Source organism: Leifsonia tongyongensis (assembly GCF_010686705.1).
Taxonomy (GTDB): Bacteria; Actinomycetota; Actinomycetes; order Actinomycetales; family Microbacteriaceae; genus Diaminobutyricibacter; species Diaminobutyricibacter tongyongensis.
Map to the genome: position 1 here is coordinate 1,180,075 of NZ_JAAGWY010000001.1, position 25,930 is coordinate 1,206,004.

26 protein-coding genes are annotated in these 25,930 nt (G+C 64.8%); 20 read left to right on the top strand and 6 right to left on the bottom strand.

Annotated elements, in window-relative coordinates; all coding sequences use genetic code 11:
* Positions 1-5: 5 nt before the first annotated feature.
* From G3T36_RS05710 to G3T36_RS05725, 4 genes are all read left to right on the top strand, one after another.
* On the top strand, positions 6-1,418 hold the full coding sequence (locus G3T36_RS05710; protein ID WP_163288589.1) for an MFS transporter: 1,413 nt from the start codon (positions 6-8) through the stop codon (positions 1,416-1,418).
* A gap of 4 nt (positions 1,419-1,422) precedes the next feature.
* A complete protein-coding gene (locus tag G3T36_RS05715) occupies positions 1,423-3,021 on the top strand; it encodes a class I adenylate-forming enzyme family protein (RefSeq protein WP_163288590.1) in 1,599 nt (532 codons plus the stop codon).
* 11 nt (positions 3,022-3,032) lie between these two features.
* Positions 3,033-3,419, top strand: coding sequence for a nuclear transport factor 2 family protein (locus G3T36_RS05720; protein WP_163288591.1), 387 nt, complete (start codon positions 3,033-3,035; stop codon positions 3,417-3,419).
* A 222-nt stretch (positions 3,420-3,641) separates the two neighbouring features.
* Positions 3,642-4,352, top strand: a complete 711-nt coding sequence (locus G3T36_RS05725) for a FadR/GntR family transcriptional regulator (RefSeq protein WP_163288592.1) — start codon at positions 3,642-3,644, stop codon at positions 4,350-4,352.
* Positions 4,353-4,386: 34 nt separating this feature from the next.
* On the opposite strand, the gene G3T36_RS05730 is transcribed toward G3T36_RS05725, so the two are convergent.
* A complete protein-coding gene (locus G3T36_RS05730; RefSeq protein ID WP_163289098.1) occupies positions 4,387-6,318 on the bottom strand; it encodes a BglG family transcription antiterminator in 1,932 nt (643 codons plus the stop codon).
* Between the two features lie 188 nt (positions 6,319-6,506).
* Here G3T36_RS05730 and G3T36_RS05735 point away from each other — a divergent pair, with 188 nt between their 5' ends.
* The 13 genes from G3T36_RS05735 (at position 6,507) to G3T36_RS05795 (ending at position 17,124) form a co-directional block, all read left to right on the top strand.
* On the top strand, positions 6,507-6,818 hold the full coding sequence (locus G3T36_RS05735; protein WP_163288593.1) for a PTS sugar transporter subunit IIB: 312 nt from the start codon (positions 6,507-6,509) through the stop codon (positions 6,816-6,818).
* A 34-nt stretch (positions 6,819-6,852) separates the two neighbouring features.
* Complete coding sequence (locus G3T36_RS05740; RefSeq protein WP_163288594.1) at positions 6,853-7,119, top strand: HPr family phosphocarrier protein; 267 nt, start codon at positions 6,853-6,855, stop codon at positions 7,117-7,119.
* Positions 7,120-7,203: 84 nt separating this feature from the next.
* The gene (gene ptsP, locus G3T36_RS05745) at positions 7,204-8,925 is read left to right on the top strand and encodes a phosphoenolpyruvate--protein phosphotransferase (RefSeq protein WP_338031476.1); all 1,722 of its coding nucleotides are present in this window, start codon (positions 7,204-7,206) and stop codon (positions 8,923-8,925) included.
* Complete coding sequence (locus G3T36_RS05750; protein ID WP_420811032.1) at positions 8,922-10,529, top strand: PTS mannitol transporter subunit IIBC; 1,608 nt, start codon at positions 8,922-8,924, stop codon at positions 10,527-10,529. Before ptsP ends, G3T36_RS05750 begins: the two co-directional genes overlap by 4 nt.
* On the top strand, positions 10,526-10,966 hold the full coding sequence (locus tag G3T36_RS05755) for a PTS mannitol transporter subunit IIA (protein WP_163288595.1): 441 nt from the start codon (positions 10,526-10,528) through the stop codon (positions 10,964-10,966). Before G3T36_RS05750 ends, G3T36_RS05755 begins: the two co-directional genes overlap by 4 nt.
* Entirely contained in the window at positions 10,963-12,114 is a 1,152-nt protein-coding gene (locus tag G3T36_RS05760; protein WP_163288596.1) for a mannitol-1-phosphate 5-dehydrogenase, read from the top strand. Before G3T36_RS05755 ends, G3T36_RS05760 begins: the two co-directional genes overlap by 4 nt.
* Before the next feature lie 451 nt (positions 12,115-12,565).
* Positions 12,566-12,922, top strand: coding sequence for a hypothetical protein (locus tag G3T36_RS05765; RefSeq protein ID WP_163288597.1), 357 nt, complete (start codon positions 12,566-12,568; stop codon positions 12,920-12,922).
* Between the two features lie 161 nt (positions 12,923-13,083).
* Positions 13,084-13,260, top strand: coding sequence for a hypothetical protein (locus G3T36_RS20135; RefSeq protein WP_163288598.1), 177 nt, complete (start codon positions 13,084-13,086; stop codon positions 13,258-13,260).
* A 252-nt stretch (positions 13,261-13,512) separates the two neighbouring features.
* Positions 13,513-13,809, top strand: coding sequence for a lactococcin 972 family bacteriocin (locus tag G3T36_RS05775; RefSeq protein ID WP_163288599.1), 297 nt, complete (start codon positions 13,513-13,515; stop codon positions 13,807-13,809).
* A gap of 16 nt (positions 13,810-13,825) precedes the next feature.
* On the top strand, positions 13,826-14,446 hold the full coding sequence (locus tag G3T36_RS05780; RefSeq protein ID WP_163288600.1) for a hypothetical protein: 621 nt from the start codon (positions 13,826-13,828) through the stop codon (positions 14,444-14,446).
* 286 nt (positions 14,447-14,732) lie between these two features.
* A complete protein-coding gene (locus tag G3T36_RS19760) occupies positions 14,733-15,464 on the top strand; it encodes a peptidoglycan-binding domain-containing protein (protein ID WP_163288601.1) in 732 nt (243 codons plus the stop codon).
* A 59-nt stretch (positions 15,465-15,523) separates the two neighbouring features.
* Positions 15,524-16,066 (top strand): ATP-binding cassette domain-containing protein, encoded by a 543-nt coding sequence (locus G3T36_RS05790; protein WP_338031512.1) that lies wholly within the window; start codon positions 15,524-15,526, stop codon positions 16,064-16,066.
* A gap of 65 nt (positions 16,067-16,131) precedes the next feature.
* The gene (locus G3T36_RS05795) at positions 16,132-17,124 is read left to right on the top strand and encodes a hypothetical protein (RefSeq protein ID WP_163288603.1); all 993 of its coding nucleotides are present in this window, start codon (positions 16,132-16,134) and stop codon (positions 17,122-17,124) included.
* A gap of 12 nt (positions 17,125-17,136) precedes the next feature.
* On the opposite strand, the gene G3T36_RS05800 is transcribed toward G3T36_RS05795, so the two are convergent.
* Together G3T36_RS05800 and G3T36_RS05805 are read right to left on the bottom strand one after the other, a co-directional pair.
* Positions 17,137-17,727 carry a TetR family transcriptional regulator gene (locus G3T36_RS05800; RefSeq protein WP_163288604.1) on the bottom strand — a complete coding sequence of 197 codons (591 nt, stop codon included), beginning with the start codon at positions 17,725-17,727 and terminating at the stop codon, positions 17,137-17,139.
* Between the two features lie 60 nt (positions 17,728-17,787).
* A complete protein-coding gene (locus G3T36_RS05805; protein ID WP_420811033.1) occupies positions 17,788-19,872 on the bottom strand; it encodes an MDR family MFS transporter in 2,085 nt (694 codons plus the stop codon).
* A 151-nt stretch (positions 19,873-20,023) separates the two neighbouring features.
* On the opposite strand from G3T36_RS05805, the gene G3T36_RS05810 reads away from it, so the two are divergent.
* A complete protein-coding gene (locus G3T36_RS05810) occupies positions 20,024-21,271 on the top strand; it encodes an MFS transporter (RefSeq protein WP_163288605.1) in 1,248 nt (415 codons plus the stop codon).
* Here the strand turns inward: G3T36_RS05810 and G3T36_RS05815 are convergent.
* A complete protein-coding gene (locus G3T36_RS05815) occupies positions 21,259-21,942 on the bottom strand; it encodes an SDR family NAD(P)-dependent oxidoreductase (protein WP_163288606.1) in 684 nt (227 codons plus the stop codon). The genes G3T36_RS05810 and G3T36_RS05815 overlap by 13 nt on opposite strands.
* Positions 21,943-22,089: 147 nt before the next feature.
* Here G3T36_RS05815 and G3T36_RS05820 point away from each other — a divergent pair, with 147 nt between their 5' ends.
* Positions 22,090-23,055 (top strand): MBL fold metallo-hydrolase, encoded by a 966-nt coding sequence (locus G3T36_RS05820; RefSeq protein WP_163288607.1) that lies wholly within the window; start codon positions 22,090-22,092, stop codon positions 23,053-23,055.
* Here G3T36_RS05820 and G3T36_RS05825 read toward each other — a convergent pair.
* Complete coding sequence (locus G3T36_RS05825; protein ID WP_163288608.1) at positions 23,052-23,552, bottom strand: MarR family winged helix-turn-helix transcriptional regulator; 501 nt, start codon at positions 23,550-23,552, stop codon at positions 23,052-23,054. The genes G3T36_RS05820 and G3T36_RS05825 overlap by 4 nt on opposite strands.
* A gap of 51 nt (positions 23,553-23,603) precedes the next feature.
* On the opposite strand from G3T36_RS05825, the gene G3T36_RS05830 reads away from it, so the two are divergent.
* Positions 23,604-24,488, top strand: a complete 885-nt coding sequence (locus G3T36_RS05830; protein ID WP_163288609.1) for an NmrA/HSCARG family protein — start codon at positions 23,604-23,606, stop codon at positions 24,486-24,488.
* Positions 24,489-24,506: 18 nt separating this feature from the next.
* Here the strand turns inward: G3T36_RS05830 and G3T36_RS05835 are convergent, their stop codons facing one another.
* Entirely contained in the window at positions 24,507-25,880 is a 1,374-nt protein-coding gene (locus G3T36_RS05835; RefSeq protein ID WP_163288610.1) for an alpha-L-fucosidase, read from the bottom strand.
* Between the last annotated feature and the right edge of the window lie 50 nt (positions 25,881-25,930).

Sequence of the window (25,930 nt, forward strand, 5' to 3'; positions counted from 1 at the left end):
GTGAAATGTCCGAGCAAACTACAGGGGTGACCGACTCCTCCATCTCTTCGCGATATCAGCCGCGAACGCCGGCTCTGCGGCGGTACCTGACCGCTTACACGTTCGCGGCACTCGGGTACGGACTGATCGGAGGAGCATCGAACCTGCTGCTGTCGCTTCAGGTCCAGGCTCTCGAGTTCGCGCGCATCTTCACGGGGTCGGATGCCTCGGTCGACATCCAGAAACTGACCACGCTCCAGGCCCAGGTCAACGCGAACACCGCAACGCCCACTGCATCGCAGGAGCACCTGCTCAAGCTGCTCACCGAGTTCAACACCGCCAAGGCGAGTGGCCTGTCGACGGTGTTCTCGGTGGCGGTCGTCGTCACGATGATCTGCCTTCCGATCGTCGGCACACTCTCGGACCGCACGCGCTCGCGTTGGGGTAGGCGCGTGCCGTGGATGCTCGGCGGAGCGCTCTCGGGCGCCGTACTTCTGGTCGTGTTGCCGCTGGCACCCAACCTCGCCGTCCTGGTCGTGCTCTACTCGCTCGTCTCGCTCACCATCAACTCCTCGCAGGCATCAGGCGCAACGACAGTCGCCGACCGCGTCCCGCAGGAGCGCATCGGACTCGCATCCGCCCTGACCGGAGGTCTCGCGTACCTGGGGGCCGTGGTCGGAGCGCTCGCCGCAGGGATCCTGTTCAACCTGATCGGTCTGGGGGCGTACGTCCCGTTCGCGATCATCGTGGTGGTCGCCGTCGTCATGTTCGCGCTGCTGGCTCCCGACAAGTCATCGAAGGGAATCGTCAGTTCCCGCCTGCACCTGAAGACATTCCTCCTCGCCTTCGTCGCCGCACTGCGTGACGCGGACTACCGATGGGCCTGGATCGCCAAAGTGCTCCTCTACTCGGGGTATGCGATGGCCACCGGTTATGCCGTGTACATGCTCGAGAGCTACATCACCCCTGCCATGAGTGCTTCGCAGGCCGCGGTCACCGCGCCACTGATCACGTTCATCGGCGTACCGTTCGCGCTGATCGGGATCGCCATCGTCGGGAGGTGGTCCGACAAGATCCGCCGGCGCAAGCCGTTCGTCATCGCCGCGTCGGCCATCATGGCCGTCTCGTTCCTGGTGCCGTTCGTGTGGCCGACGCTGCCGGCCATGTTCATCCAGTCCATCGTCATGAGCATCGGGTTCGGCGCCTTCATCGTGGTGGATCAGGCGCTCTTCATCGAAGTGCTGCCGAACCCGGATGCGGCCGGCCGCGACCTCGGTCTCTCCGGTCTCGGGCTCAACCTGGGCCAGGCCCTTGGGCCCGCATTGGCCGGTGTCATCGTGACGATCTTCGCCGGAGCGTACGGACCGATCTGGCTGGTCGCCTGCGTGATGGTGCTCGTCGCCACGGTGCTGATCATCCCCATCAAGCGGGTTCGCTAGCAACATGGTCATCTCTGGAACACCTGGTGCGCAGCGCTATGACCTCAACGGCCTCGGCGAGCTTTTCCCGCGGCTGCGGGCGCTCCATCCCGATAAGGTCGCGCTCATCACGAGCACACGCGAAGTGACTTTTGCCGAACTCGATCGGGAATCCTCCAATCTGGCCGCGGCTCTGGTGAGGAGGGGTGTGGTCGCGGGAGACACGGTTTCGCTTTTCGCCTCGAACCGGTGGGAGTGGATCGTCTCCTACCACGCGGCCCTGAAGGCCGGGGCCGTCGTCAACCCGCTCAACGTCATGCTCACGGCGGAGGAGGCGCGCTTCGTGATGAACGACGCCGAGAGCTCCGTGCTGATCGCCTCTGCTGAGCGCCTGTCGGCGATCCAGGGTGTCCTCGACGAGATCGCGAGCCTGGAGCTCTGCATCTGTCTTGACGCGACGGTCGGGGAAGCCCTGTCGTTCACGGAGCTGATCGCGGAGGAGGCGCCCGATTTCGCCCCCGTGCAGGTGGAGCCGGCCTCCCTCGCATGTATTGCCTACACCTCTGGAACGACAGGGCATCCGAAGGGCGCGATGCAGTCGCACCGCTCGCTCGTGCTCAACTGCGCGTACACAGCGATCATGCACGCTCGGTCGGACGACGACCTGATCGTCACCGCTCTGCCGTGCACGCACGTCTACGGCAACGTGGCAATCAACGGCACGCTGATGGTCGGTGGGACTGTCGCCCTCATGGAGCGCTTCGACATCGTCGAGACACTGTCGCTGATCAGCGAACGCAAGGCGACGCTCTTCGAGGGCGTGCCGACGATGTACGCGATGCTCCTGAACTCTCCGGAGCTGGCACATGCCGACCTTCGTTCCCTGACGCGGTGCACGGTAGGGGGACAGACGATCGCCGAGACGGTCATCGAGGCGTGGGAGCGCATCAGTGGTGCGCCCCTCATCGAGTTGTGGGGGATGACGGAGCTCTCAGGCCTGGGAACGACCCACGCCGCGTATGCGCCGAATGTGCATGGGTCGATCGGGGTCGCTCTTCCTGGGACGCAGCTCAAGGTCGCCGACATCGACGACCCGGCGATCGAGCTCCCGGCCGGCCGCCCGGGCGAACTCATGGTCCGGGGACCCCTCGTGACCATGGGCTACTACAACAACCATCAGGCCACGGCAGAAGCGATCAGGCCCGATGGCTGGCTTCACACCGGAGACGTTGCAATGCATGATGGCCTCGGTCACTTCTTCGTCGTCGATCGACTGAAAGACATGATCCTGACCGGTGGTTACAACGTCTACCCTGCCGAGATCGAGCGGGTGATGATCGGACACGATGCCGTCGCGCTCGTCGCCGTCGGACGCGAACCGGACGACATCAAAGGTGAAGTCGCTCACGCCTACGTCGTTCTCGCCACAGGGCGATCGGCGACAGAAAGCCAGCTGATCGAGTACTGCCGAACGCAGCTCGCTGCATACAAAGTGCCGCGCGCCGTGCACTTCGTCGACTCTCTTCCGACCACGTCGAGCGGGAAATTGATGCGCCGCAAACTGCGAGAACTTCGGCCTGAGGCGGACCGGCGGCTTGCCGATGCCGCGACTGACAAACAATAGGGAGAACAAGCATGTCAACGACGACAACCCAGGAACGGCTCGACCCGCAGGGGATGGTACGCACGGTCGAGGAACGCGTCGCCCGCGAGACCGACCCCAGGAAGGTCCAGATGCTGCTGACGCTTCTCGCCCATATGCGGGCTGAGAGTGCTAAGGACATCGATGCCCTCCTCGCCACCGTATCCGACTCTGTCCAGTACCACACCTGGGCGCCCGGCGGCGAGAGCCAAAGCCCGGACGGCCCCGCCGAGGTGCGTGCCTTCTACACGAAGAAGGCGGAAGAGGGCTTCCTCGATTTCCAGTACGACATCGAACGGCTCCTCGTCGACGAGGACGTGATCGTCACTGAGGGCGTCATGGTCAGCCACGTCCCGGCCCGATCGCTCGGTGCCTTCTGATTCCCCGACACCGGCGGCCTGGTGGCCTTGACCATGCGAATGACCATCTTCTGGCCGTTCGACGGCGACGGGCTCCTTTTGGGCGAAGACAGCTACAGCCACGTTCTCGGGCTTGCGCCCATCGAACCGGAGTGAAGCACGCCCGGGGGTCCCAAAGATGGGATGCTTGAGCGGTGCAGTGCACAATGGTGGGGCACCACAGGCCGAACAGTAGGAGCGTGCATGCCTAATCAGACGCGAGCCCAGGAAGTCCTGGAGCGGCTACGCGGCGACCTGGATGGCGGCGAGTTCAAGCCGGGGGAGCGCATCCCGACCGAGCGTGAACTGATGGTGCGGTACTCGGCGGGGCGAAACACGGTCCGCGGTGCGGTGCAGGGTCTTGTCGCTCTCGGCCGGCTCGAGGTGAAGGCCGGCTACGGAACAACAGTCACCGGCTCGGACGGGCGAACGGCGATCGCCCACAGTCTCGGCGATGTCGACATGGACGAGGCCGCTCTCCAGGACATCCTCGATTTCCGGTTGCTGTTCGAGGGAGAGACGGCGTCCCTCGCGTCACAAATGGCGACGGATGCGGAACTCACCGAGATACGCAACAGCCTCGCCGCATACCAGGACGCGGTCCGACGCTCCGAGGAGGTCTACGAGCACGACATCGCGTTCCATCGGGCGATCGCCGCCGCATCCCACAATTCGATCTATACGCAGGCGATCGACCTGGGCTACCCGACGATGCGACGGTTGATGAGCGAGTCCGATCGCGGACCAGCCGATCTCGCGGAGGCGGCGGCCGAGCACGCCCTCGTCGCCCACTACATCGCCTTAGGTGACGCCGAAGCCGCGCGCGACGCGATGCGCCAGCATATCCGGAAGAGCATCGACCGCCGGATCCAGCATCTCGAAGGAACAGAAGCGGAGGGCTCACCACGCGATTGAGGACGTCTGCTCCTCCGTCCGAACGGAGGGAAGCTCACGAGTCGATGATGCGCACCAACTCGTCGATGAACGCGCTGAACGAGTCCGACCGCCGAATGAGCTGCAGTACCACCTCGCGATCGGAGAAGACGTCGACGAACTGGTCGAACACCGTCTGAAAGCTGCCCCGCCCGGTTTCGTCGAACGCGATGAACGCGATCACGTTGACGCGGGCATCCCCCCAGTCCATCGCGGTGTCGTTGACGACGATCGCGATCGCCGTGCGGTTCGCCGTCATCGCCATCGCGTGCGGGACGGCCAGCGAGTCGGTGAAGGCAGTCGATGACATGTGTTCGCGTTCGATGGTGTGGTCGACGTATTCCTGGTCGATCGCACCGGTGGCGATCATTCGCGCGCCGAGGGCCCGGATCATCGCGATCGGGTCGCGAGCGTAGAAATTGCGCAGAAAGAGGGTCTCGTCGAAATACTCGAGCAGGTCGCCTTTGATGCGGGCGCGCCGTTCGATGCGTCGGATGCGCGCAATCGCCTGGCGGATGCGATCGACGTCGTTCTCGGTGAGGAACGGCTGCACGATCAGTGCGTTCTCCCGGCGCCCGCGCGGGTCGATGGTGGTGAGAACGAGGTCGGTATCGATAGCCTCCCAGTCGACATCCGTCGACGTGATGACACTGGTGATGTCGAGTTCGTCACCGAGTGCTCGATCGAGCCGTTCGCGCAGCAGGATGTGCATGTCGTAGTAGTTGGGGCAGATGACGGCGCAGGTCACCGCATCCCGACGTCGGGACTGCTGCTCGAGGTACCCACCGACGTGCATCGCGATGTAGGCGATCTCGTCGTCGTTGACGATGATGTCTTCGGCGAGCTGCAGTCGGCTCGCGATGTAGACGGCCAGTTCGTAGATCATCGGGTATGAGCTCTTGATCGAGCGGGTCAACGGGTTGTGGGAGAACGAGTTCTCGTGGGCGCGGTCCACGAGGTTCTGCACGTGCAAGGTGAGGCGCACGATGAAGTCTTCGTCGCGCAGGTCGACAAGGTATTCGCTCGAGGCCCGGGCGATGATGCTGCGCACGATCTCGAGGTCGTCGTGTCGCACGAAGTCGGCCACTGCATCCGTGCCCGCGCCGGGCGCGATCACGCGGGTCCGCAGCAGGATGGCGAGGTAGTGCAACTCCGTGGGGTCCAGTCGCACGCCGAAATGCTGCTCGATGAGGGTGCCGAGGTCGTCGGCGAGCCGGCGGATGTTGTCGCTCGTATCCGGGTCGGCGATCGCGGGCAGAACGCGCTCTTTGCGCACCCTGTCGAGGGCGACCGCCATGTGGAGGAGCACATCGTTGATGCCGTATTCGTTGACGAAGAAGCCGCGCGCGTCCAACATTTCGACGAGGTCGGTCTTGAAGTCGCCGAGCCCGGACGAAGCGAACGCGGCCTGGATGCGGGCGAGGTCGAGTACGCCCTGCCTGGTTTCGTCGCGGAACAGCCGGCTGAGCAGCCGGCGGCGAGCGAGTTCGGGACCGGTCAGCAGGACTCGGCTGCCGTGGCGTGTGAGGGTGAGTTCGGTGTCGGCGAGGAGGCCGCGCAGCCGCGTGAGGTCCGATTCGATCGTCGAGTCGCTGACGAAGAGGCTTTCGGCGGTTTCGTAGACATCGAAGCCTTCCGGTTCGTCGATGAGACGACGGGCGAGCTGAACAAGACGCTCCTGTGGTGAGCCGGCATTGGTGCCGGATGCGGGGACATCCACGTTCTCGCGGGCGACGAACGACGCATAGGCGTCGGCGTTCAGGCGGTAGCCCCGCGGCCCCGACTCGATGACACCGAGCGGTTCGGCGGCCTCTTTGATCTCGCCGACATAGGTGCGAATGCTGCGCGGGGTGACGCCGACATGGTCGGCGAGTTCGGCAGCAGTGACCCACGTCCCCGCGCGGGAGAGGAACTCAAGCACCTTCGCTTGCCTGCCCTGCAGCACCATCACCTCCTCGCGCCAGGTCGAGCGCCGTGCACCTGCGCTCGAATTCCCCGAGTCAAGCACTTCCGGGCCCTCGTGCGCTGGCTTTTCGGCCACGTTTCCGGGGATGCGGAAGCAACCCTGCTGGAGTGTCCGGCTGGGCGGGGCCAGCATGGCAATGAATTCACCGGCGGTACTCGAAAGGCAGATCGATGAAGATCCTGGTCGTTTGCGGTGCGGGCGCGTCGAGTACGTTCGTCGCCAGCAAAGTGCGCAAGGTGGCAGGCGACCGCGGGCTTCCGGTGCGGGTCGAGGCGGGGAGCGCGTCGCAGCTCGAAAGTCAGCTGACGGATGTGGATGTCGTACTGGTCGGGGCACACCTGGCCGACCATGAACTCGACCTGCGCACCCGTGTGGCGGCCTCGGGAGCACGGATGGCTTTTCTGCCGGCTCTCGCGCCCGCTCATTTGTCTGGGGATGTGGCTCTCGATCTGGCCCTCGATGCAATGGGAGCGGCACTATGAGAAATAACGGATTCACGGCAATAAGGAGAACACCATGGCCGAGCGGACCATCCGGATCGGGTCGAGTCACGGGCTTCATGCCCGTCCCGCGAAGCTTTTCGTGCAGGCCGTCGCCGATTCGGGAGCGGCCATCACGATCGCCAAGGGATCCGGAAAGGCCGTCAATGCGGCGAGCATTCTCGGCGTCATCTCGTTGGGCATCGACCATGGCGATTACGTCACCCTCGCAACCGAGGACGCGAATGGCGACGTCGTGCTCGACTCGCTCGTGGAGGTGCTGGTCACCGACCACGACGCCTAGCGGCGTACCGGGTGGCACGACGCCTAGCGGCGTACCGGATGGCGCGACGCCTAGCGGCGTACGTGGTGGCGCGGGGGGCATGCGGTGAGCGCCGGGCTCGGCATCGCGACGACTCTCGCCGGCGCCGGCATCGGCCAGGGAGTCGCGTATGGCCGCGTACTCCGGATGTCCGATCCGCTTCCCGAACCGCCGGACGAACCGAGCACACTCAGTCCGGATGACGAGCGCGCCCGGGTCGTCGTGGCCGTCACCGCTGTCGCTGCAGACTTGCGTTCTCGCGCGGAACGCGTCGGTGGGACCGCGGCGGAGGTGCTCGAAGCTCAATCGATGATGGCGGAGGACTCGACGCTCGCCGACGATATCGGCGAGCGTCTCGCCAGCGGCAAGACCGCCGAGCGCGCGGTATTCGAGGGTTTCGCCGTCTTCCGCGACCTGCTCGCCGAGCTCGGCGGGTACATGGGGGAACGGGCGAGTGATCTCGACGATGTCGCCCAGCGTGTGATCGCGTCCCTGTCGGGGCGGCAGGCGCCGGGCATTCCCGACTCCGAGGCGCCGTTCGTGCTCGTCGCTCACGACCTTGCGCCGGCGGACACCGCCTTTCTCGATCTCGGGAAGGTGCTTGCGCTGGTCACCTCTGAGGGTGGCCCCACCTCGCACACGGCGATCCTCGCCCGTGAGAAGTCGATCGTCGCCGTCGTCGGCGTTGCCGGAGCGGATGCACTGGCCGACGGAACCGAGGTGATCGTGGATGCGGCGAACGGCCGGGTCACGGTCGGCCCGGATGTCGCCGAGAAGGCCGAGGCCGAGCGGCGGATCGCGGAGCGCGCTGCTGCGCTGCAGGGCGGCACGGGGCCTGGGACTCTCGCCGATGGGACGCGGGTTCCCCTGCTCGCAAACCTCGGGTCGGCCGAGGGTGCCACCGCGGCACTCGCGGCGGGGGCGGAAGGTGTCGGCCTGTTTCGCACGGAATTCCTTTTCCTCGATCAGCGGATGGCGCCCACCGTCGAGCAGCAGAAGGCGCACTACGTCGCGCTGCTCACAGCCTTTGCGGGCCGCAAAGTGGTCGTGCGTGTGCTGGATGCCGGCGCCGACAAACCACTCGAGTTCTTGAACGATGCGCACGAGGAGAACCCGGCTCTCGGGCTCCGTGGCTTGCGCGCGCTCAGGGCGAGCGAAGACATCCTGCGCGAGCAGCTGACGGCTCTCGCCGAGGCGGACTCGGAGACGGATGCCGACCTGTGGGTCATGGCCCCGATGGTGTCCACGGTCGAGGAGACGGAATACTTCGTGCGAACCGCCGCGGAGTTCGGCGTCAAGACCGCGGGAGTCATGGTCGAGGTACCGTCCGCCGCCCTTCTGGCCGACCGCATCCTGAAGCACGCCGCCTTCGCCTCGATCGGCACCAACGACCTCACGCAATACACACTCGCTGCCGACCGTCTGCTCGGTTCGGTCGCCGGCTTCCAGGACCCGTGGCATCCGGCCGTGCTCCGCCTGATCGGCGACGTCGGTTCTGCGGGGGCCGCGGCCGGCAAGCCGGTCGGCGTGTGCGGCGAGGCCGCGGCAGATCCTCTGCTCGCTGTGGTCCTCATCGGCCTCGGCGCCACCACGCTCTCGATGTCGCCGGCCGCCATAGCCGACGTGCGGGTGTCCATCGCCCGGTTCACCCTCGATCAGGCCAGGAGTCTGGCCGAGCTCGCTCTCGCCGCGGATGGCGCGGCAGAAGCCCGGGATGCGGTGCGAGCCGCCATCTCCGAGGCACTCAACCACAATCACGACCAGTCAAGAAATGAGGCAGACCAGTGACAACGACGTCAGCAGCAGCACCAGCAGCTGCGAAGAAACCGGGTCGGGCACGCGTAGGCGTGCAGCGATTCGGAACATTCCTCTCGGGCATGGTGATGCCCAACATCCCGGCGTTCATCGCCTGGGGGTTCATCACCGCCCTGTTCATCGCGACGGGTTGGGCGCCCAACAGCATCCTCGGTGGCGGCGGAAACGTCAACGACATCGGCTGGACGGGGGCGATGACGCAGTTGTCTCTGGATCCGAACGGGCACACCATAACGACCTATGTCGGCCTGGTCGGTCCGATGATCACCTACCTGCTGCCACTCCTCATCGCGAACACGGGAGGCCGAATGGTCTACGGCGTGCGAGGTGGAGTCGTCGGCACGATCGCGACCATGGGTGTGATCGTCGGAAGCAACATCCCGATGTTCCTCGGCGCAATGCTGATGGGCCCGCTCGGCGGCTGGGTGATGAAAAAGATCGACAGCATCTGGGACGGCAAGATCAAAGCGGGCTTCGAGATGCTGGTCAACAACTTCTCGGCCGGTATCGTCGGCGCGGCTCTGTCGATCGGCGCATTCTTCGGAATCGCGCCGCTCGTGGAGGCGCTCAGCAACGCGCTCCAGGTCGCGGTCAACTGGCTGATCACCGCTCACCTGCTGCCGCTCTCGAGCCTCCTGATCGAACCGGGCAAGGTGCTGTTCCTCAACAACGCGATCAACCACGGTGTCTTCACACCGCTCGGGGCGCAACAGGTGCAGCAGTCCGGCAAGTCGATCCTGTTCCTGCTCGAAGCGAACCCCGGTCCGGGTCTCGGCGTCCTTCTCGCCTACACCTTCTTCGGTCTCGGTATCGCGAGGGCCAGCGCACCGGGCGCGATCATCATCCAGTTCCTCGGCGGAATCCACGAGATCTACTTCCCGTACGTGCTGATGAAGCCGATCCTGATCATCGGCGCGATCGCCGGTGGCATGACCGGTGTCGCCATCAACGTCGCGTTCGCCACGGGTCTTCGTGGGCCGGCGGCGCCAGGGTCGATCTTCGCGGTGATCGCGCAATCGCCATTGCCGGACCTGCCATGGGTTCTGCTCTCGGTGATCGGCGCTGCGACGGTTTCGTTCCTGATCTGCTCGGTGATCCTCCGTGCCAGCCGCAAGCGTGACCTCGCGACGGGAAACGCCGGTGACCTCCGCGCCGCCGTCGCACAGACCGAAGCGAACAAGGGCAAGGAGTCGAGCGTTCTCGGCAGCCTGGTCAAGGAAGGCGAGACCGATACCGGTGACGCCCAGGGCGACGCCACCGATCGTCTCGTGAAGAACATCGTGTTCGCGTGCGACGCCGGAATGGGGTCGAGCGCGATGGGTGCCACTGTGCTGCGCAACAAGATGAAGAAGGCGGGCGTCGAGGGAGTCACGGTCACCAACCAGGCGATCGCGAACCTCGACGGCACCGCCGACCTCGTGATCACCCAGAGGGAACTGACCGAGCGGGCGAAAGGCCAGTCGCCGAACTCGCAGCACGTCTCGGTCGACAACTTCATGAACAGCCCTGTCTATGACGAGGTCGTCGACCAGGTCAAGAGGCAGAACGCGAACCAGACGGAGGACGCGAACACATGACCGAGAGCGTGCTCGACCGTACGAACGTGGTGGAGGCGGGCACCGCCTCCACCCGGGAGGACGCGATCAGGGAGGCAGGTCGCCTCCTCGTCCAGACCGGCGCCGTGCTCCCGGCCTACGTCGATTCCATGCTGGCGCGGGAGGCGACCGTCTCCACCTACATGGGCAACGGCCTCGCCATCCCGCACGGCACCAACGATGCGAAAGGCGAGATCGTGCGGTCTGCGCTCTCGTTCATCCGGTATCAGACACCGATCGACTGGGACGGCGACGAGGTGCGCTTCGTCGTCGGCATCGCCGGTCTCAACAACGAGCACATCGAGATCCTGTCGAAGATCGCCATCCTCTTCTCGGAAGACGACGACGTGGAGTCTCTGGTCGAGGCCGTGGATGCGGATGAGTTGTTCGCAATCCTGCAGGCGGTGAACGACGAATGAAGGCCGTCCACTTCGGCGCCGGCAACATCGGCCGCGGGTTCGTCGGTCTCCTTCTGCACGAGGCGGGGTACGAGATCGTCTTCGCCGACGTGAACGCAGAGCTGATCGATGCACTCGCGGCCGCGACGGAGTACAAGGTGCACGAGGTGGGCGAGGTCTCCGGTACGCGGGTCGTCGACAACTTCCGGGCCATCAACAGCGCGACGGATGTGGACCGCCTGGTCGCCGAGATCGCGACGGCCGACATCGTGACCACCGCGGTGGGGCCGCGCATCCTGAAATTCGTCGCACCTGCGATCGCCGCCGGACTGCAGCTTCGCGACGGTGATTTGGCGCCCCTGGCGGTGATGGCATGCGAGAACGCGATCGGCGCGACCGACCTCCTCGCTGAAGAGGTTCGTTCCGTGCTGGAAAGCTCCGGAGTGCCGAGCGCGGGTGCGAAGGCAGTGTTCGCAAACACGGCGGTGGACCGCATCGTTCCGGCTCAGGACCCCCGTGCCGGAATCGACGTGACGGTGGAGACCTTCTACGAGTGGGTGGTGGAGAGCAGGCCGTTCGGCGAGAAGGCTCCGGTGATTCCCGGCGTGACGTTCGTCGACGACCTCGGGCCGTACATCGAACGGAAGCTGTTCACCGTGAATACCGGCCACGCGACGATCGCCTACCTCGGCTTTACGCAGGGCGCCACGACCATCGCCGACGCGATCGCGATCGAGAGCGTGCGGGCTGGTGCTGAGAAGGCACTCGCGGAGACGTCGACCGCTCTCATCTCGAAACACGGTCTGGACCCTGAGATGATGCGCGCGTATCGGGCGAAGATCCTCGAGCGGTTCGCGAACCCGCACCTCCGCGACGAGGTCCGCCGGGTAGGGCGCGAACCGTTACGCAAGCTGGGCCGTCACGAACGCTTCATCGGTCCGGCGGCGGAACTCGCGGAGAGCGGAACGACACCGGCGGCCCTGCTGGCCGCCGTGGCAGCGGTTCTGCGGTTCGACGTACCCGACGACTCGCAGAGCGTCGAGTTGCAGGCGATGTTGCAGGAGCGTTCAGCGGATGAGCTGGTCGCCGACATCACCGGCATCGAGTCCGCGCATCCCCTGTTCACGCCGCTCGTGGAGACGTTCCGTTCCGTCCAGGCCGCAGAGTAGCTGCCCCGGCCGCCGCTCGTAGGAGTCGAACTCGGCGACCCAGACTACGTACTTGAGGCACAAACACTACTTAAGAATCCCGCGGGCACTACTTAAGAACCCCGCAGGCACTACTGAAGAACACCCAAATCGGCTGAAATTCGGGTCGGCGGGTCTGCGGTAGCTGGTTGTCTAAGGCCGATGCGTAGTTATGTCGCGGCCTTCGGTCGCTTCAACTAATCGAAAGCGACGGCAATTGCATAAACACAGAGTTCTCGTACCCGCCCTCGTGATGTTGGCGACATTTGGCCTAAGCGGGTGTGCGAACTCGAATGGACAGCTGGCAGGCGAGCGGGGCCAGGCGTCAGGGTCCTGGGCGGCCGAAGTTCGCCAGCAGTTTGAAAGGGCGTCGTCGCCCGAGATCAAAGAAGCACTTCGGGACGGTGTGATCTCCGACCAAGAGTATGCAGAGATGAAGCAGCGATACGCCGCTTGTCTCTCGGCGGCCGGAATAGCGTTGACGAAGTACGACTTCGGCGGAGCCGTTCTCAATCAACCTCCTTCGATGACGGCGGATGAGACGCACAACATGGAAAGCAGATGCTCGGATGATTCCGGGGAGTGGCCCATCGCCATGTTTTACGTGCAGATGCGAGTGAACCCGTCGAACAAAGACCTGCGACAGGCCATGATCGATTGTTTCAAGAGCAAGGGGCTGGTGGGGCCGGGCTACGGGCTCAAGGATTATGAGGCGGGAGACATTCCGTCGTCGGACGACAATTCGGTCACGTCGTGCACGATCGATCCTGAGGGACGCCTTGGTGGGTAGTCGGTCGCACGCGAATCTGGTTGGCTGGTTGGCCGTACTCGTCGCTGTGGCTGCCTCTGCCGGCGCAGCACTCGCAGGGGCCACGCTAGCCAGTCCCCTTCATCGGTCCGGCGGCGGAACTCGCGGAGAGCGGAACGACACCGGCGGCCCTGCTGGCCGCCGTGGCAGCGGTTCTGCGGTTCGACGTACCCGACGACTCGCAGAGCGTCGAGTTGCAGGCGATGTTGCAGGAGCGTTCAGCGGATGAGCTGGTCGCCGACATCACCGGCATCGAGTCCGCGCATCCCCTGTTCACGCCGCTCGTGGAGACGTTCCGTTCCGTCCAGGCCGCAGAGTAGCTGCCCCGGCCGCCGCTCGTAGGAGTCGAACTCGGCGACCCAGACTACGTACTTGAGGCACAAACACTACTTAATAATTCCGCGGGCACTACTTAAGAACCCCGCAGGCACTACTGAAGAACACCCAGATCAGCTGAAATTTGGGTCTGTTGGCCTGCGGCAACTGGTTATCTAAGGCCGACGCGTAGTTATGTCGCGGCCTTCGGTCGCTTCAACTAGGGGTCACAGGAAAACCTTCACAAGGAGACACACATGAAATCACTCACCAAGGTGCTCGCTCTCGCTGCCGCGACGGCCGCGCTGCTCACCGTCGGCGTAACGGGCGCCCAAGCCGCCATCACGACCGCGTACCCCGAGGGTGGCACCTGGAAATACGGTGTGTCCGGGAAATACACCACCTCGGACTACCTCCACAACTCGCGCGTGCACAGATCTACAGCGGTTGGCGTGAACACTGTGTCTTCTTACTGGATCAAGCCAGGGTCTTGGTCGTATACACAGGCAATCTCGGCACTCGGTGGCAACAAGGCCTACTACGACGTGCAGTAATAACGAATGGTGTCGCGTGACAAGCGCGACACCATTCGTTTCCTTCGAATCGAGAGCGACCAAATTGAGCAAGCACAGAGTTCTGGTACCTGCCCTGTTAGCGTTGGCGGCCTTAGTCCTGACCGGGTGCGCCAGCCCGAATCGGCAACCCGAAGGCGAACGGGCGCAGCAATCCGGGTCCTGGTCGGACGAAGTTCGCCAGGAGTACGAGAAGGCGTCGTCGCCCGAGATCAAAGAAGCACTTCGGGACGGTGTGATCTCCGACCAAGAGTATGCAGAGATGAAGCAGCGATACGCCGCTTGTCTCTCGGCGGCCGGAATAGCGTTGACGAAGTACGACTTCGGCGGAGCCGTTCTCAATCAACCTCCTTCGATGACGGCTGATGAGACGCACAACAACCTAACGAGATGCTCTGATGATTCCGGAGAGTGGCCCATCGCCTACTTCTACCTACAGATGCGAGTGAACCCGTCGAACAAAGACCTGCGACAGGCCATGATCGACTGTTTCAAGCGCAAGGGGCTGGTGGGGCCGGGCTACGGGGTCAAGGACTATGAGGCGGGAGACATTCCGTCGTCGGACGACAATTCGGTCACGTCGTGCACCACCGATCCCGAGGGACGCCTTGGTGGGTAGTCGGTCGCACGCGAATCTGGTTGGCTGGTTGGCCGTACTCGTCGCTGTGGCTGCCTCTGCCGGCGCAGCACTTGCAGGGGCCACGCTAGCCAGTCCCCCCGAAGACCTCAGGGCAGCCCCTGGAACGAGCGAGATCGCCGTCGGACACGACCATTTCGACGACGCGCGCGACGTGCAACTGTCCCTTGCGGGTGCGGCGCCCGCTCAGCTCTTCGCGCCCGGCGCGGGCACAGTAACCGCGTTCACCTGCGCGCAAGGGGCGACCGTCAGCTCGGGCGATACACCGTTGTCTCTGGACGGCATCCCGAAACTGGCGTTGGCGACGGCGGCCCCTCTCTGGCGGGATCTGACTCCGGAGACACGGGGTGAGGACGTTCGGGCGCTCCAGGACGAACTGAACCGGCTCGGTTTCCAGCTCACGTCTGACGGGGTGATGGGAAAACGGACCTTTGCAGCAGCGAAGTCGGCACTCGCGCGAATTGGCGTGACCCTTCAGCCGGGCGGTGTGCCTGCCGCGTCTTTCATCTGGATTCCGGCAGCCACAGTAGCGATATCGAGCTGCGATGCTTCCATCGGAGCGGAGGTGCAGAAGGGGGCGGCGCTGGCGGCCTTTACCAGCATGTCTCCAAAGGTCACGATCACCGACCTACCAACAGATCTACTCCGAGGCTCACGGATCGTGAAGGCCGGGAATGCTCATTTTCCGGCGGATCCGAACGGTGACGTTCACGTCTCCGATGTCGCTGCATTGGGTGTCCACGCAACCTCCGATTCTTCCGACGCGAATGCGCCGATTCCCGCTCAGCTTGTGCTTGCAGACCCGATTGCCGTGTCCGTCGTCCCTCCGAGCGCGGTTTACGACCTGCAGGGGACGGACGGCTGCGTCGCATCCAAGGGCGTTCCCTACCGAGTCCACATCCTGGGTTCTCAGCTGGGCGAGACCCTGGTCGAGTTCGTCAAGGCACTGGCGCCCGCGCGCGTGGACGTGTCACCGGAGCGCCACCCATCGTGCAGATAGTTCTCTCGGACGTCGGCCACCGCTTTGACGGTGGTCCCTGGCTCTTCCGGGGTCTCAATGTGGAGCTGAGATCTGGACGCGTCTATTCGCTCACCGGTCCATCCGGTACAGGAAAAAGCACGCTCCTCGCCCTCCTGGCGCAATGGCTCAAGCCTGCGGAAGGCATCATCGTCGTCCCGAAGTTTTCACGCGCTGGCTGGGTCTTTCAGAACCCGCATGGAAGCCCCCATCGGTCAGCACGAGACCATGTCGCGCTCCCGTACCTGGCACAGGGACTGTCTCCGCGCGAGGCGGATCGCCGTGCAGACAGCATGCTTGACACGTTCGGTTTGCTTCCCTCGGCGGACAGACCGTTTCGCGAGTTGTCCGGAGGTGAGGCTCAGCGACTGATGCTCGCTCGAGGGCTCGCATCCAGCCCCGATCTGTTCCTGGTCGACGAACCTACAGCGCAGCTGGATCGAAAAACGGCGACGGCGGTCAACGCAGCGATCAGTGCGATTGTAGCCACCGAGACGATTGTCGTGGTCGCGACACATGACCTCGACACCCGCGACGCTTGCACGGATCACCTGCGACTTCAGGCTCCTGAGAGCGACGCATGAGGTCTCGCGCGATTGTTCGCGAGGCGTGGCGAAATGTTGTCTCGGGAACGGCACGCACCCGTGGCTTGGCAGCGTCGGCAGTCATCGTCGCCATCCTTGTCGGGGGCGCGGACATCACGTCGATCCAACAGCTGCTCGAGCAGGCCCAGGACTACCACCGGAGCGGAGCCTCGATTTCGATCCTGACTGCTGAAGGCCGGATCGATGGCGACCGTTGCGACCGCCTGACCGGGATGCCAGGCGTTCGCGCCTCCGGCGCTTTGCGGACAACGACGAAGCAGCTCAAACCGGTCGTCCTGCCGCGCTCACCGATACCCGTCAGTGATGCTTCGCCGGGATTCGTCGCGGTAATTGGTGCTGAAGTTCGGACCCCGGGCGTTCTGCTTGGCCCGGAAGCGTCTAAAGCGCTCGGACTCTCCGGCCAGGGTTCGATTCCAACCTCTGAGACCCGCGTGCGTGTCGCGGCTACCTATGCCTATCCCGACGACGGAAGAAGGCCGGGCTTCTCGTACGCGGCCATCGCTCCCACAAACTCTGCGGGCACCTTTGATGAGTGTTGGGTGGACACGTGGCCTGCGAAGGACATGACCACCGCATTGCTGTCGACGATGCACGTGTCGAGTGACAAATCGAAGCAGCCCGCCATCGCGCAGCTGAATCCGACCCGAGGAAAATCGTTCGACGGGAACGTCCTGTTCCAACAGAGAATCACGAGATGTGCCGGTGCCTGCACAGCCCTTGGTGGATTCGTTCTGGGGCTAGTCGGCGTGCGCACCAGGAGACTCTCCCTCGCGTCTGCACTCCATGCGGGGGTGTCACGACGAGCGTTGCTGGCAATCGTTACCCTCGAGGCGCTCGCATTGGTCCTGCTGTCGGCAGCTCTCATCGTCCCGATCGCAGTCTTGGCTGCTTCCACTCTCAATGGAGGGGTCTCGGCCACGCTTGTCCCAGGTCTCTCCGCGGCAGTACCGCTTTGGCTCGGTGCTTTTGCTGGCGCTTCGCTCGGCGTAACCACCATCAAAGAGAAACACCTGTTTCGCTACTTCAAGACGCGGTGACTCAGAGTACGACTACGTCAGCTCGGCGTCACCGACCGCAAGGAGCCGGTGCACCGTGGCCTTCAACTGTTCGGCGATGGGCGCATCCGAATTGCTGCCGTCGCGCAGCGTCATGTTGAAGGCGGCCAGCACCAGGCCCACGGCGAGTTCGGCCTGCTCCCGGTCCTTCGCGCGCTGAACCGCGAGGTCGATGAACATCTCGCGTGCCTCGACCATCATCTGCGTCGCGGTCGTCAGGAGTTCGGGGCGGTGGGCGAGAAGCTGCTTCACGCGCGTGACGTTGGGGCCACGCTCAGCACTGCCGCCGATCACGTCGCAGAGGGCCAGGACGAGGCTGCCGCGGGCGGAGAGGAACGCCTCCTCGACGTCAGGATCGATGGATGCGCCCTGGAAGCGGAGCGCTGCGGCGGCCTTCGACGGGAAGTAGTTGAAGAAGGTGCGCGACGACACATCCGCCTCGTGGCAGATCTGGTCGACCGTGGTTGCGTCGAGGCCCTGTTCGTCGATCAGACGGAACGCGGTCTCGTGGATGGTGCTTCTGGTCTGCTGCTTCTTACGCTCACGGAGGCCGACGGCCTCGGGGCTGGTCTCAAGAATCGTCATGATCTCAATCCGTTACTGCCGAAGGCGGGCGGCGTCGCTGGGACGCCGCCCGCTCCCGGGTCAGGAGACCGGCACCGCCCGGATGCTCCCGGTCGCGGTGGAACCCGCTTCGTCTGCGCGCTGCTGCAGAGCCGACGTCTTCCGCAGCGGCGGCACCTTGAAGAAGATGCTCAGGACGAACGCGAGCAGGATGACCCCGAGACCGATCGTGTAGACCGTGATCACGGAGCTGTTGAAGCCCACCATGAACGGCTTGCTGAGGCGCTTGTCGGCGCCGTCGAGGAAGGACGTGTCGCTCGTCGAACTGTTGCTCGAACTGTTCGCCTTCGAGTCGCCCTTCTTCAGCTCGGTCGCCAGGGTCGGCGTGAGCTTGTCGACGTAGTAACCGCGCTGGCTGTCGTTGGCCCAGTTCACCTCGACGGTGCCGTTGACGACGCTCGCGTGTGCGGCCTTCGCGACCGCGGCGAGTGCCGCTGTCTCTGCAGTCGGCGTCGCGGCAGCGACCTGCTGGCTGATGATCGTCGGCACGGCTTCGGCCGGGATAACACCGGCGGCCACCTGGGCGTTGACGGCGTCGGTGACCTTCTGCGTCACGGCGGCGTCCGCAGCAGCCTTCGCCTTGGTGGTCGCCGAGGTCAGCTCACCCTGGATCTGCGTTTCGATCGGCGTGACGATCGGCGTCCAGAGCTGCTTCACGATCGCCTTGTTGTTCGGCGCATCCGCTACGGCCGGCGTGAGCGCGGCGTCGAGCGCCGAGCTCAGCGTCGCCTTGTCGGCTGTCGCATTGACGATGTTGGTCGGCAGGGCGGCGAACAGCACGGAGAGCAACACGGCGACACCGAGCGTTCCGCCGATCTGGCGGAAGAACGTCGAGGCACCCGTGGCCACGCCCATCTGGTTCGGGGCCACCGCGTTCTGGCTGGCCAGCGTGAGGGTCTGCATCATCTGGCCGAGGCCGAGACCGATGAGGAACATCGCGATCATCAGGTACCAGAGCGGCTTGTCGATCGTGAGGAACGTGAGCACGAAGAACCCGCCTGCGGTGAACAGCGTTCCCGTGATCGGGAAGATGCGGTACTTGCCGGTGCGCGAGATGATCTGGCCCGAGACGATGGATGCGAGCATCAGGCCGGCCATCATCGGCAGCGTGGCGAAACCGGATGCGGTCGGGCTCAGCCCGAAGACGATTTGCAGGTAGAGCGGGAGGGTCAGCATCGCGCCGAACATCCCGAAGCCCACGAGAACACCGAGGACTGTCGCCATCGAGAACACCCGCGAGCGGAACAGGCGGAGCGGAATGATCGCGTCGTCGCCCATGTGGCGCTCGACGAGGATGAACGTGAGCAGGCCGACGGCGGCGATCACGTAGCAGGCGATCGAGCCGGCTGAGCTCCAGCCCCAGTCGCGCCCCTGCTCTGCGACGAGCAGCACCGGAACGAGTGTCACGATGACCGCGGTCGCACCCCACCAGTCGATGCGCGGTTTCGCGGACTTGTGGAACTTCGGAAGATGCAGGAACGCCAGCACCATGAGGAGGGCGATGATCCCGATGGGGACGTTGATGAGGAAGACCCAGCGCCACCCGGTGACGAAGAGGATCTGGTTGGCGCCGGCGAACAGGCCGCCGATCAGCGGGCCGATCACCGAGGAGATGCCGAAGACGGCCAGGAAGTAGCCCTGGTACTTGGCGCGCTCACGCGGTGCCAGGATGTCTCCCATGATCGCCAGCGGGAGCGACATGAGTGCGCCGGCACCGATTCCCTGGAAGGCGCGGAACGCGGCGAGCATGAGCATCGACGTCGAAAGCGACGACAACAGTGAGCCAAGCAGGAACACGACGATTCCGAAGATGTACAGCGGGCGGCGGCCGAAGATGTCGGACAGCTTGCCGTAGATGGGAACGGCGATCGTCGAGGTGATCAGGTAGGCCGTGGTGACCCACGCCTGGTCGTTGAGGCCGTGGAGGTCGTCACCGATCGTCCGGATCGCCGTACCGACGATCGTCTGGTCGAGCGAGGAGAGGAACATGCCCGCCATGAGGCCGTAGATGACGAGGAGAATCTGCCGGTGGGACATGATCGGCTTCGATTCCTGCGGCGGAAGTGCCACGGGATGCGCCTTCGCGGGCGCGGTTGCTGTAGACAAGACAATCCTTCAATGGGTTAGTGCAATTTTTGCAGACTACGCAATAATACACGAATGCATACCTGCGTAACTGCAAGTCTGCTTAGAGGAGTACCATCGCATAAAACCGATCATTGAACGGTTTTTCACGCCTTTCGCTCGATGGAGACCGATGACAATCCAGCTCACCCGCACACCGTCGGCCGTGCGAGTCGTGCTCCAGAACCGGCTCTACCGCGGTTCGACCATCGCTCTGTTCCTCTCCGGGCTCGGGACGTCGGCGGCCGCGCCGCAGATCGCGCAGTTCCTGGTCCGCGATCTCGGCAGCTCGCTCACGGTTGCAGGCCTGTACTACCTCACCAACCTCACGGCGCCGATCGCCGGCTACCTGATCGGACGCCGCTCCGACCGCACCGGTCGCAGGCTCGGTCTCTTCAGGCTGAGCGCGGTAGCAGGTGCACTCGGCTGGCTCGCCATCGCCTTCTCCGGTCAGCTCTGGATGCCGTTCGTCATCAGCGCCGTCATCCTGGGTTTCGCCGGGTCAGCGGCGTCTCAGCTCTTCGCCGCGATCCACGACGAGCTGGCGGCGCACCCGACTCCGAACGGCGACGGCGTCGTCTCGATCGTTCGAATGGCCCTGACCTTCGGGTGGGTGATCGGCCCTGTCGCCGGGTCCTACCTCGCAGCGCAGTCGAGCCTCCGAGTCATGCTGGTCGCGACCGCGGCCTGCACCCTCGCCCAGATCGTTCCCCTGGGAAGGCTGCGCGAGGACGCGGGCCCAGCGCGCGCTGTGGGCATCCCCGATACCGACTCGGGCACCGACAGTGCGCGCCCCCACGTGCCCCTGCGGGCGATGGCTCCGCTTCTCGCGTTCACCGGGCTGTTCATCCTCGTCTACGCCGGCGAGCCCATCAAGTACGCCTATCTGCCGATCTACATGAACGAGCAGCTGCACTTTCCGGCAGCGCTGAGCGGCGCCATCATCGGCATCCAGCCGCTCGTCGAACTCGCCCTCATGCCGGTGGCCGTGGTCGTCGCCCGACGGATGGGCATGATCCCGCTCATGGCGATCGGAGCGCTCTTCGGCGTCGGGGCGAACCTTCTCTTCGCGACAACCGGGACAGCGGTCGGCCTCTTCGCTGGTCAGGTCCTGATGGGCGGCGTCTGGGGGGTGTTCGCGGGGCTCGGCATCATCGTGGCCCAGCGGCTCCTGCCGACCGCCATCGCGACCGCGTCGGCGATCTTCATCACCGCGCCGGCACTGAGCTCAGCGCTCGGCGGCCTCGTCGGCGGTATCGGGGCCGGCACGATCGGGCTCCCGCTCGTGTTCGTGATCCCTGCTGTGTTCGCCCTCATCGCGTCGATCGGCCTCGTCGCGCTCCACAGGCGGGTGGGGAGTCCTGATCCTCAGCTGCCGTAGGCGGGCACGATCGCACCGCTCACCGGCGCCGTGCTGTCCCCGGAGAGGGCGACGATGATCTCGGCGATGGCTTCGGGAGCTACGGCGTGCTGCACGACCTCGGGAGGGAGGGATGCTCTCGCGTACGGACTGTCGAGCAGTTGCGGCGCAACGGCGTTGACGCGGATGCCCGCGGGACGCAGCTCTATGTCGAGGATGCGCACCAGGTGTGCGAGGGCCACCTTGCTCAGGCTGTAGGTCAGCGTGCCCGTGGACGCTTCCAGCGCGTTGCGCGCCGCGACGTGGACGATGGAGCCGGAGCCGAGCTCGCGCATGTGCGGCGCAACGGCCTGGCTCAGCCAGAGAGCGGCGCCGAGGTTGACGTCCATCATCCGCGTGAGAGCGTCGGGGGTCGCACTGCCGAGGTCGTCCAGGGCGAACGCGCCGACCGTGTTCACGAGCACCCTCGGCGGACCGACCTCGCTCGCGATCTTCTCGACGACCGCCGCAGCGGCAGCGGGATCGGTGGCGTCGGCGACTTCGCGACGGATGCCGTCGGGAAGCTGTTCGAGGCCCGCCTCGTTTCGGTCCACGGCAACGACCGAATGGCCTTTGGCCGCGAGGCCGATCGCTACCGCTCTGCCGAGCGCGCCGCCCGCGCCGACGACAATCGCGACCGATTCTTCATCCATCATGTCCTCCGTATTCATCGATGGCTGCAGTTCATCCAACGAGAGCCATAATAATGCTTGCGCACGCAAATAAAAAGGTCTAATGTTGCCCGCGAATGACAGACCCCGTGCGGGCGCGGCCCGCACCAACCGCGAAGGAAGTACACGATGTCCGATTCAGTCGACACTCTGGCTCTCCCGGATTACGCGCCGTTGCCCGAATCCGCCCTCGGCCCCGCCGTCAATGAGCAGGGCTACTACGTCGGAAGAGTGGAGCGGAACCTGTTCTGGGTGACCGACAGCGTCTACGTGGCGGCGTTCCTCGCCACCCCCGATGGCGTCGTCCTGTTCGACGCACCCCCGACCCTCGGCCACAACCTGCAACGCGCGATCGACGAGATCGCCGAGACCGAAGGCACCCCGAACACGGTGACGCACCTGGTGTATTCGCATCATCACGCAGACCATGCCGGCGCCGCGAGCCTCTTCCCCGGCGCGACCCTGATCGGGCACGCCGAGACCAGGCGGCTGCTGCTCCGCGATGACGACCCGACGCGGCCCGCACCGGAGGTGACCTTCACCGACGGTTACACGCTGGAGGTCGGCGGCGAGCGGGTTGAACTGGTGTTCCGTGGCCCGAATCACACCCAGGACAACATCTTCATCCACTTCCCCGATCACGACGCGCTCATGCTCATCGACATCGTCAACCCGGGATGGGTGCCGATCTTCAACTCGAACCTCAGCGAGGACATGCCGGGATACATCGCCGCAGCCGGCCAGGCGCTCGAGTTCTCCTGGACGCACCTCATCGCCGGCCATCTGGGACGACTCGGCACCCGCGCCGACGTGGAACTGCACCAGGCCTATATCGCCGACGTGGTCGCCGCATCGCAGGCGGCCCTGGCATCCGTCGACCCCACGAAGTACTTCGGGAAGTACGGCCAGAACGCGTGGGGATGGGTGAACGGCTATCTGACGGAGATCACCACCACCGCCACTCGGCCGGTCGTGGAGAAGTACACCGGGGTGCTCGCCGCGGCGGACATCGAGCCGCTCACCTACACGACGACCTTCATGCTCATGCAGTCGCTACGCCTGGACAAAGGCCTCGGCTCGCAGGTGCACCCTTAGGAGGGAACGTCTGGTGACCCCTGGTCGTCCAGGAGGTTGGAGATCAGTCGACGCAGGAGGCTTTCCAGCTGCTGAACCTCGGAGTCGGAGAGGCCGGCTGTCGTCACGTTTTCGAGGTCGTCCCAGACGCTCGAGACGCGCTCGTGCAGTGCGCGCCCGGCCGGTGTGAGACTGACGAGGGTCAGGCGACGATCCTTCTCCGACCGCACACGCTCCACGACTCCCGCCTTCTCCATGCGGGCGAGCATCTTTGCGGTCGTCGGCGGCTCCACCCCCAGCCAGCGGGTGAGCTCGGCCTGCGATTGCGGAGGGCCGTCGAAGAGCCGCATGATCAGCAGCTCTTGACCGGCGCTGAGCCCGGTGCCCCGAAGCAGTTCCTGCGACATCGCGCGATGTGCACGCGCGAGCGTCGGGATCAGCGGACTGATGACGCCGTCGATCTCCGCAGTGAAATCCGCGGGCCTCGTTGTCGTCGGGGGCGCCTTCGGAATATTCATTAGCCGGCTATCGTTTTCTCTCGGTGTCCGACAATCGAAGAGGAGAACATCATGTCTACCAGTCTCACACCATCCACCGGCTCGCCTTTGATCGCCGTAGTGGGGGCGACAGGAAAGCAGGGCGGCTCAGTCGTCGACGCGCTGCTCGCGCGCGGTGCTCGGGTGCGTGCCCTGGTGCGTGATCCCGACAAGCCCGCGGCGCAGAGTCTGGCCGATCGAGGGGTCCAACTGTCGATCGGTGACCTGGGTGACGCCGCGTCTCTCGATGCGCTGTTCGACGGGGTGGATGCCGCGTTCGCAATGACGACGCCGCTCGAGGGCGGTACGGAACGGGAGACCGAGGTCGGCATTGCGATCGCCGATGCCGCGGCACGCGTCGGTGTTCCGCACCTTGTATTGAGCACGGTCGGTGGTGCTGAGCGCGAATCAGGTGTGCCGCACTTCGAGAGCAAACGCCGGGTCGAGGAGCACATCGAGGCCCTCGGGATCCATCACACCTTCCTTCGGCCCGTCCTGTTCATGGACAACCTGTCCGGATTCGCGACGAGCGTCGAGGGTGGGGAGGTTGTCGTCCGGTTGGCGCTGCCCGATGGCATCCCGCTGCAGATGGTCGCAGTGCGCGACATCGGCCGCGCCGCCGCCGCGATCCTGCTCGGTGGGACGGCAGTCGAAGGCGAGAGCATCGAGATCGCTGGCGACACCCTCACCGGATCTCAGATTGCGAAGACCATCGGGGCATACGCAGGATTGCCGGCACGGTACGAAGCTCTCCCGCTCGAGGCCATCGCCGCTTTCGGTGACACTGCGGACATGTTCCGTTGGTTCGCTGAGACGCCCGCGTATCAGGCCGATTTCGAAGCCACCCGCGCACTCGTCCCGGACGCCCTCGATCTGCCGGCCTGGCTGGCCGCGTCGGGCTGGCACCTCGCCGCCTGACCGCTTCAGCCCCGCGCTCTACCCGATGTGTGCGAAGTCGATGGCGACGACATCGATCGGCGCTCCAGACGGGACAGGCGCGGGGATATGCAGTTCGCCGAGCGCCTCACCCACCTGTTCCGCCGCTTCGTGAACCTCGACGTTGACCGTGTACGGGAGCTCCTCGCCGGTCGCCAACAGTCGCACCGAACGGACGCGATCGACCGGGATGCCGCGCACGACGAGTTGCTCGATGGGACGCATGACGAGGTGCAGGTAGAGCGTGCCTGGCCGCGCCGTGGAGGGACCGTAGAAGTCGATGCCCTGTGTGGGTGAAACGCCGATGACGCTTTCGGCGTGCGCGTCCATCCAGCCGCCGATCTCCGTCAGAGTGCGCACCTGTGACTCATTGAGGCTCCCGTCGCCCTTCGGGCCGATGTTCAGCAGGAGGTTGCCACCGCGGCTCGCGACCTCGATCATCGTGGTGATCAGCGAAACCGTGCTTTTGCTCTTCGTGTCGTCCGGACGCCAGGCCCACATCTCGCCGATCGTCAGGCAGAGCTCCCACGGGCCGGCCGGTGGGGTGACCGGGAAGCCCTGCTCCGGCGTCTTGTAGTCTCCCTGGCCGAGCAGGCGGTCGTTGATGACCACATCCGGCTGCAGCGATTTGATGTGTGCCCGGAGCCCGGCGCTGTCCCATTCCTCTTCGGAGCGCTCCCATTCCCCGTCGAACCACAGGAGGTCGATGGTTCCGTAGTCCGTCAGCAGCTCGGTCAGCTGGCCGCGCAGGTAGTCCTGATAGCGAGCCCACTGCTCGGGGGTCGGGCGGCGGTGCCGATCCTCGGCGACCGGAGTGCCCGCATTGGCGGGTTCGCCGGCCGCCGGCCAATGCTCAGCAGGGTAGGGCCGGTCGCTCATCTGGAATGCCGGATAGTCGGGGTGGTGCCAGTCGGAGAGGCTGTAGTAGATCCCGACACGGATGCCCTCCGCGCGGATCGCCTCTACGAGCTCGCGGGTGATGTCGCGTCCGAACGGCGAATTCTGGATGCCGAAATCGGAGTATGCGGTGTGAAACATGGAATAGCCCGCGTGGTGCCGTGCAGTGAAGACGACGTAGCGCGCTCCGGCCTGCTTCGCGAGTCGGGCAAGCGCAACGGGATCCCACTCGACAGGGTTGAACGTTGCCGCAGTCGACTGGTACTGCTCGACGGACACGTCGTCCTCGACGTTTTCGGAACCGGGGATGATGGAACGGCCGACGAGAGGCCACGAGATCTCGATGCCCTGCTGACTGGCCTGGTCCCAGTGCACGAACAGACCGAAGCCGGCCCCGGTGAACCACTCGCCACCCTGCAACTGGACATCAGCGGGGCGGATAAAGGAATCGGGTATCGAAGCTTGCGTGGAAGACACGGGGCGAGACTCTCCTTCGAGTGGACCTTGTAGAAATACCTATTGCCTAT